We start from the raw sequence: 7,158 nt of genomic DNA, 5'->3' as shown, positions 1-7,158 counted from the left end.
GGCGCGGCGGCTCAGGCGCACGGCCGTCACCCGCCCGGCCCGGACGCCGGCGGCGTTTCCGGGGCGGCGGCGGCCGACGGGACCCCGCGCACCGTTCCGTCCGGCTCCAGGAAGAGCGGGCTGCCGCCGGGCACCATGCCCAGCTCCCGGGCGCGCTCGGCCAGCGCGTCGGGCGCGGTGTACGCGTCGACCTCGGCCTGGAGCGCCTGCTGTTCGTCGGTCAGCTCGGTGGTCTCCTTCTTCAGCTCGCCGAGCCGGAAGGCGCCCTGGTTCAGCGAGGCGTTCAGCAGCAGCAGCGTGATCAGCCCGCTGCCGAGCAGCACGACCACGAGCAGGACGAAGGGCGTCCGGGCCGCCGTGCTCTCCCCGGCCGGCAGCAGCCGCGCCAGCCGGGCGGCCCTGCCTCGCACGCTCCGTCTCATGGGTTCTCCTCCCGGACGCGTTCCGCGCCGCGCAGCCGGACGGGCGCGGCGCGCTTGTTCTCCGCGATCTCCGCCTCGGTGGCCAGCTCCGCGCCCCGGGTGAGCAGCCGCAGCCTCGGCTGGTACTGCTCGGGGACCACGGGCAGCCCGGGCGGCGCGGTGTTCGCCGCCCCGGCCGTCAGCACCTGCTTGACCAGCCGGTCCTCGAGGGAGTGGTAGGACAGGACGGCGATCCGGCCGCCGACGGCGAGCGCCGACACGGCCGCCGGGATCGCGCGTTCGAGCACGGACAGCTCGCCGTTGACCTCGATGCGCAGCGCCTGGAAGGTGCGCTTGGCGGGGTTGCCCCCGGTGCGCTTGGCGGCCTGTGGCAGCGCCGCGCGGATGAGTTCGACCAGCCGGGCGCTGTGCGTGAACGGCTCGCGCACGCGCTCCTTGACGACCGCGTCGACGATCTTCTTCGCGAACTTCTCCTCGCCGTAGGCCCGCAGGATGCGCACCAGTTCGCCGGGCGGATAGGTGTTGAGGACCTCGGCCGCGCTGATGCCGGTCGTCTGGTCCATCCGCATGTCCAGCGGCGCGTCCTGCGCGTAGGCGAAGCCGCGGCCGGCCTCGTCCAGCTGCATGGAGGAGACACCGAGGTCGAAGAGGACGCCCTGCACCCGGGGGATGCCGAGCCGGCCGAGGACGTCCGGCAGCTCGTCGTAGACGGCGTGCACCAGGGTCGCGCGGTCGCCGTACGGGGCGAGCCGCTCGCCCGCGAGCTCCAGGGCCTCCGGGTCGCGGTCGAGGCCGACGAGCCGGGCCGACGGGAACGCCCCGAGCAGGGCCTCGCTGTGCCCGCCCAGGCCGAGGGTGCAGTCCACGACGACGGCACCCGGCCGCGCGAGCGCGGGAGCCAACAGGTCCAGGCATCGCTGGAGCATCACCGGGACATGTCGGGTCTGGCTCATGCGCCCTCTCAGGTCGGCGCGGAGGCCGTACGCACCGCCGGGTCCCCGCCCGCTTACGGCAACACGGCTCGTCCGGCACCGGGGAAGGGGCACCGGCCGACCGGGGGAACGGGAGGAGGCCGAGCCGTACGTACGCGCCGCGCACGTGAAGTTTCGGATTCCGGGGAGCGCCCGCGCCTCCCACTTCGCGTCACTTTAGTCCACTCGTCCCCCCGGTCAACCAACCGCCCTGCGCGCCGCGCGGCCTTCGTTTCACCCGTACGGGCGACAGCCGAGCGGCTGTGGATCTCCTCACACATGACCTGTTGGCCGCCTTTGCCCCTTCTCACACCCCGTGCGCCCGGGCCGTGCCCGCTAACGTCTTGGTCATGTCGACCGCAGAGTCCCGCACCGCCGAGTCCGCCCAGCCCGCCGGCTCCCCCGGCGCCGACACCGTCATCGACCGGCTCGTCGCCGCGAACCGCGCCTACGCCGCCGGGTTCAGCGATCCCGGCATGGACGCCCGCCCGGTCCTCAACGTCGCGGTGGTGGCGTGCATGGACGCACGTCTCGACCTGCACGGCGCCCTCGGGCTGTCGCTGGGCGACTGCCACACCATCCGCAACGCCGGCGGTGTGGTCACCGACGACACCATCCGCTCCCTGACGATCAGCCAGCGCGCGCTCGGCACCCGCAGCGTGGTCCTCATCCACCACACGAACTGCGGCCTGGAGAGCCTCACCGAGGAGTTCCGGCACGAGCTGGAGATGGAGGTCGGGCAGCGGCCGAACTGGGCCGTGGAGGCCTTCCGGGACGTCGACCAGGACGTGCGGCAGTCGATGGAGCGGGTGCGCACCTCACCGTTCCTGCCGCACACCGACGACGTCCGCGGCTTCGTCTTCGACGTGACGACGGGCCTGCTCCGGGAGATCGATCCGGCCGATTCTCCCGAGTGAAACGGGGTAGGCGCGACAAATCGGCCCCGTTGTCCACAGGCGAGTGACGTAATGCCGTACGGACAGCAAGAATGCGGGGAGGCATCGTGCCCGGTATCCGCCGGGCGCGGTGCGCGCATTTCGGGTGGGGCCGGTGGACAGCAGTGCGTCGGCCCGCAGAACGGGCGCCTAGGAGGGCCGGGTGACGACCTATGACAAGTGGGCGAGCCATGGAGGTGCCCCCGTTCGAGCGGAGTCAGGGGTGGGGGAGGACCTGACCACCACGGCGGAGCGGGTCCGCGCGTCGGTGGAGAGCGTGATCGAGGGCAAGCCCGAGGTCGTACGGCTCTCGCTGACCGTGCTGCTCGCCGAGGGGCACCTCCTGATCGAGGACGTCCCGGGCGTGGGCAAGACCATGCTGGCGAAGGCGCTGGCGCGGTCCGTCGACTGCTCGGTGCGGCGCATCCAGTTCACGCCGGACCTGCTGCCCTCGGACATCACCGGGGTCAGCGTCTTCGACCAGCAGCAGCGCGACTTCGAGTTCAAGCCCGGCGCCATCTTCGCGCAGATCGTGATCGGCGACGAAATCAACAGGGCCTCGCCGAAGACCCAGTCTGCGCTGCTGGAGTCGATGGAGGAACGCCAGGTCACCGTGGACGGGCAGTCCTACGAGCTGCCCAGCCCCTTCATGGTGGTGGCCACGCAGAACCCGGTCGAGATGGAGGGCACGTATCCGCTGCCGGAGGCGCAGCGGGACCGCTTCATGGCGCGGGTGTCGATCGGCTATCCGAGCCCGGAGGCCGAGCTGGAGATGCTGGACGTGCACGGCGGCGTGTCGCCGCTCGACGACCTCCAGCCGGTGGCGCACGCCCACGAGATCGTGAAGCTGGTCGAGGCCGTGCGGACCATCCATGTCGCGCAGGCCGTCCGGCGGTATGCCGTGGACCTGGTGGCCGCCACCCGCAGCCATCCGGAGCTGCGGCTGGGCGCGTCACCGCGTGCGACGCTGCATCTGCTGCGGGCGGCCAAGGCCTCGGCCGCGCTGTCCGGGCGCGACTACGTCCTCCCCGACGACGTGCAGGCTCTGGCGGTGGCGGTGCTGGCGCACCGGCTGCTGCCGACGGCCCAGGCCCAGTTGGGCAGACGTACCGCCGAGCAGGTCGTGGCGGAGATCGTGCAGCGCACCCCGGTGCCCGACCCCTCCGCGCGGCAGTGGCGGCAGCCGCCCGGCCAGCAGCCTCCGGGCGCGCGGAGACTGTGATGCTTGGCGCGCCGGGGCCGTCCCCGGCCGAGGAGCCGCCCGGAGGCGGCGCGGCCTCCGCCCTGTCCGGGCTGACGACCCGCGGCCGGTCCTTCCTCGCCGCCGGTTTCGCGGCGGCCGTGTGCAGCTATGTCCTGGGCCAGGCCGACCTGCTGCGGGTGGGGCTGCTGCTGGCGGTGCTGCCCCTGGTCTGCGTGGCCGTGCTGCGGCGCACCCGCTACCGGGTGGCCGGCAGCCGCCGGCTGGCGCCCGCCCGGGTCCCGGCCGCCTCGGAGACGCGCGTGCACCTGCGGGTCGACAACGTCTCCCGGATGCCCACGGGCCTGCTGATGCTCCAGGACCGGGTGCCGTACGTGCTCGGGCCGCGGCCCCGCTTCGTACTGGACCGGGTGGAGCCGGGCGGGCGCCGGGAGGTGTCGTACCGGGTGCGTTCCGATCTGCGCGGCCGGTATCCGCTGGGACCGTTGCAGCTGCGGCTCACGGACCCGTTCGGGATGTGCGAGCTGACCCGGGCGTTCAGCTCCCACGACACGCTGACGGTGGTGCCGCGCGTCGAGCCGCTGCCGCCGGTACGGCTCTCCGGCGAGGCCACCGGCTACGGCGAGGGGCGGCAGCGGTCGCCGGCCCATGCCGGTGACGACGACGTCATTCCCCGCGGCTACCGGCACGGCGACGATCTGCGCCGGATCCACTGGCGCTCCACGGCCCGCTACGGCGAGTTGATGGTGCGCCGCGAGGAGCAGCCGCAGAAGGCGCTCTGCACGGTGCTGCTCGACACCCGCCGCTCCGCGTACCGGGGCGCCGGGCCGGACTCCGCCTTCGAGTGGGCGGTCTCCGCCGCCGCCTCGGTGTCCGCGCACATGCTGGAGCGCGGTTTCCAGGTGCGGCTGCTCACCGACACGGGAAGCTCGGTGCCCGGCCCCGACGGCGGGGGCGGGCTCTCCGGCGGCGGCTTCGACGGCGCGGCGTCGCTGGACACCGCCGGGCTGCTCCTGGACACCCTCGCGGTGGTCGACCACTCCGCCGAGCCCGGCCTCTCCCGGGCGTACGACGTGCTGCGCGGCGGGCAGGAGGGCCTGCTGGTCGGGGTCTTCGGCGAGCTGGACGCCGAGCAGACGGGGGTGGTGGCGCGGATGCGGCACCGCTCGGGGGCCGCGGTGGCCTTCGTGCTGGACCCGGCCGCCTGGAGCCGGGAGGGCCCGGCGGACGCCGGGGAGTCCGAGGGCGGGCTGCGGCTGCTGCGCGAGAACGGCTGGACGGTCGTCCCGGTCGCGGCCGGGGCCTCGCTGCCCGAGCTGTGGCGCGCGGCCGGGGACCACCGCGCGGCGGCCGGGGCACCGCGCGGCGGCGCGGCGGCGGGGCACGACCATGAGCGGGCGTGAGGAGCGGGGATGAGCGGGCGGGGACGACTGGCACTGTGCGCGGCGGCGGCGACGCTGGCGGCGGCCTGTTCACTGCTGCCGCTGGTGCAGTCGGTGGGCTGGCTCCTCCAGGCCGCCTTCCTGCTGGCGATCGTCGTCGGCGCCGGCGGGCTGGCCCGGCGGGTGCCGGTGGCACGGCCGCTGACGGTGGCGCTCCAGGCGCTGTTGGTGCTGCTGCTCCTGACGCTGGCCTTCGCCCGCGAGCAGGCGGTGGCGGGTCTCGTCCCGGGACCGGACGCGATCACCGAGTTCGGCCAGCTGCTGGCCGAGGGCAGCCGCGACATAGGGCAGTACTCGATACCGGCGCCCGTCACCTCCGGCATCGGGCTGATGCTGGTCGGTGGTGTGCTCGTGATCGGCCTGCTGGTGGACGCGCTGGCGGTCACCTACCGCAGCGCGGCCCCCGCCGGGCTGCCGCTGCTCGCGCTGTACTCGGTGGCGGCCGGGCTGGCCCAGGGCGGGACGCGCTGGCTGTGGTTCGTACCGGCCGCGGCCGGTTATCTGCTGCTGCTCCTCGCCGAGGGCCGGGACCGGCTCGCCCAGTGGGGGCGGGTCTTCGGCGGCGCGGCTCCGCCTCCCAGCCGGCTGAGCGCGGGGCTGGAGAGCGGCGGCGGGACCGTCGCCCCGGTGCGCACGGGCCGCCGGATCGGCGCGGTGTCGCTGGGCATCGCCCTGCTGCTCCCGGCCGCCCTGCCGTCGCTGGGCGAGGGGCTGCTGGAGAGCCAGCGGCGGCCGCAGGGCGCGGGCAGCGGCAGCGGGGGCGTCACCGCGGTGAACCCGCTGGTGTCCCTGCAGAACAGCCTCAACCAGCCGGAGAACCAGGAGGTGCTCTCCTACCGGACGACCGAGGAGAACACCCAGGACCTCTATCTGCGGATCGTGGCCCTCGACCGGTTCGACGGCACCTCGTGGAACCCTTCCCGGCGTCCCGTCGGGCCGGTCCCCGACCAGCTGCCGCCCCCGGCCGGGCTCGAACCGTCGGTGAAGACGACGCCGTTCGACCTCACGGTCTCCGCGTCGGACGCGTACCGGCAGGGCTGGCTGCCGATGCCGTATCCGGCGACGCGGGTGGAGATCGGCGGGCGCTGGAGCTTCGAGCCGGAGGGCCGCACCCTGGTCGGCGACCGCGGGCAGACCACGCAGGGTGTGGACTACCAGGTGTCGAGCCTGCGGGTGGAGCCGACCGCGGAACAGCTCGCCGCCGCCGGTTCGCCGCCCGCGGACGTGGTGCGCGAGTACGGCGGGGTGCCGGACTCCCTGCCGGACGTCGTGGCGCAGACGGCGGTCGACGTGACCGACGGCGCCGGGAACGACTACGAGAAGGCGGTCCGGCTCCAGGACTGGTTCTCCTCCGAGGGCGGTTTCACCTACGACACCGATGTGGACGCGGGCACCGGGAGCGACGCCATCACCCGCTTCCTGGACCAGAAGGAGGGCTTCTGCGTCCACTTCGCCTTCTCGATGGCCGCGATGGCCCGCACCCTGGGCATCCCGGCCCGGGTGGCGATCGGTTTCGCCCCGGGCACGCCCACCGCGGGCGGCACGGTGTCGGTCGGTCTGCGGGACGCGCACGCCTGGCCCGAGCTGTACTTCGAGAACGTCGGCTGGGTCCGCTTCGAGCCGACGCCCACCCGGGGTTCGGTGCCCGACTACGCGCTGCCGGAGACGCCCTCGGGCGGCGCCGACGACCCGGCCGTTCCGCAGCCCGCCGAGACGGACCTGCCCTCCAGCGAGCCGTCCGCGTCCGACAGCTGCCCGCCGGACCTGCGCCGGCTCGGCGAGTGCGAGCCGCCGCCGGCCCAGGCCGCCGGAGGCTCCGGGGACGGCGGACCGCCGCTGGGCACGGTGCTGCTCTGGGTGACCGCCGCCCTGGTGCTGCTGGCCGTGCCGCTGCTGCCGCTGCTGTGGCGGGTCCGGCTGCGCGGTCGCAGGCTCGGCGCCGGACCGGGCCGGGCGGCGGACGACACCGTCGGCCGGATTCTGGCCGCCTGGCGGGAGCTGATCGACTCGGCGTGGGACTACGGCATCCTGCCGGACGACGCGCAGACACCGCGCCGTGCGGCGGCGCGGATCGTGGCGGACGGCGGCCTGGCGGGCGAGGCCGCGGAGGCCGCGGAGCGGGTCGCCGCCGCCGTGGAGCAGGCGCTGTACGCCCCGGAGCCCCGGCCCGCGCCGGGGATCGCGGAG

Annotated in this window: 6 protein-coding genes; 4 read left to right on the top strand and 2 right to left on the bottom strand. The window is 74.6% G+C overall.

The genetic code is table 11. The annotated features are described in order from the left end of the window. Positions 1-26: 26 nt before the first annotated feature. Entirely contained in the window at positions 27-422 is a 396-nt protein-coding gene (locus GCU69_RS02185) for a septum formation initiator family protein (protein ID WP_098751476.1), read from the bottom strand. Continuing rightward, the gene (gene rsmH, locus GCU69_RS02180; RefSeq protein ID WP_098751477.1) at positions 419-1,375 is read right to left on the bottom strand and encodes a 16S rRNA (cytosine(1402)-N(4))-methyltransferase RsmH; all 957 of its coding nucleotides are present in this window, start codon (positions 1,373-1,375) and stop codon (positions 419-421) included. Before rsmH ends, GCU69_RS02185 begins: the two co-directional genes overlap by 4 nt. Before the next feature lie 368 nt (positions 1,376-1,743). Here rsmH and GCU69_RS02175 point away from each other — a divergent pair, with 368 nt between their 5' ends. The 4 genes from GCU69_RS02175 to GCU69_RS02160 all read left to right on the top strand — a co-directional run. Further along, entirely contained in the window at positions 1,744-2,310 is a 567-nt protein-coding gene (locus GCU69_RS02175) for a beta-class carbonic anhydrase (protein WP_156204973.1), read from the top strand. Positions 2,311-2,491: 181 nt separating this feature from the next. Next, positions 2,492-3,550, top strand: coding sequence for an AAA family ATPase (locus tag GCU69_RS02170; protein WP_408055748.1), 1,059 nt, complete (start codon positions 2,492-2,494; stop codon positions 3,548-3,550). Next, positions 3,550-4,932: a DUF58 domain-containing protein gene (locus GCU69_RS02165; protein ID WP_156204972.1), complete on the top strand. Its 1,383-nt coding sequence runs from the start codon at positions 3,550-3,552 to the stop codon at positions 4,930-4,932. The genes GCU69_RS02170 and GCU69_RS02165 overlap by 1 nt, the downstream gene beginning before the upstream one ends. A gap of 9 nt (positions 4,933-4,941) precedes the next feature. Further along, the coding region (locus GCU69_RS02160) for a transglutaminase family protein (protein ID WP_156204971.1) at positions 4,942-7,158 on the top strand (2,217 nt) is incomplete at its 3' end.

It is taken from the genome of Streptomyces lycii, from assembly GCF_009735685.1.
In the GTDB taxonomy this organism is placed as follows: Bacteria; Actinomycetota; Actinomycetes; order Streptomycetales; family Streptomycetaceae; genus Streptomyces; species Streptomyces lycii.
The sequence above is the reverse complement of the archived record's forward strand: the minus strand, read 5'-3'. Positions and strand labels throughout refer to the sequence as shown.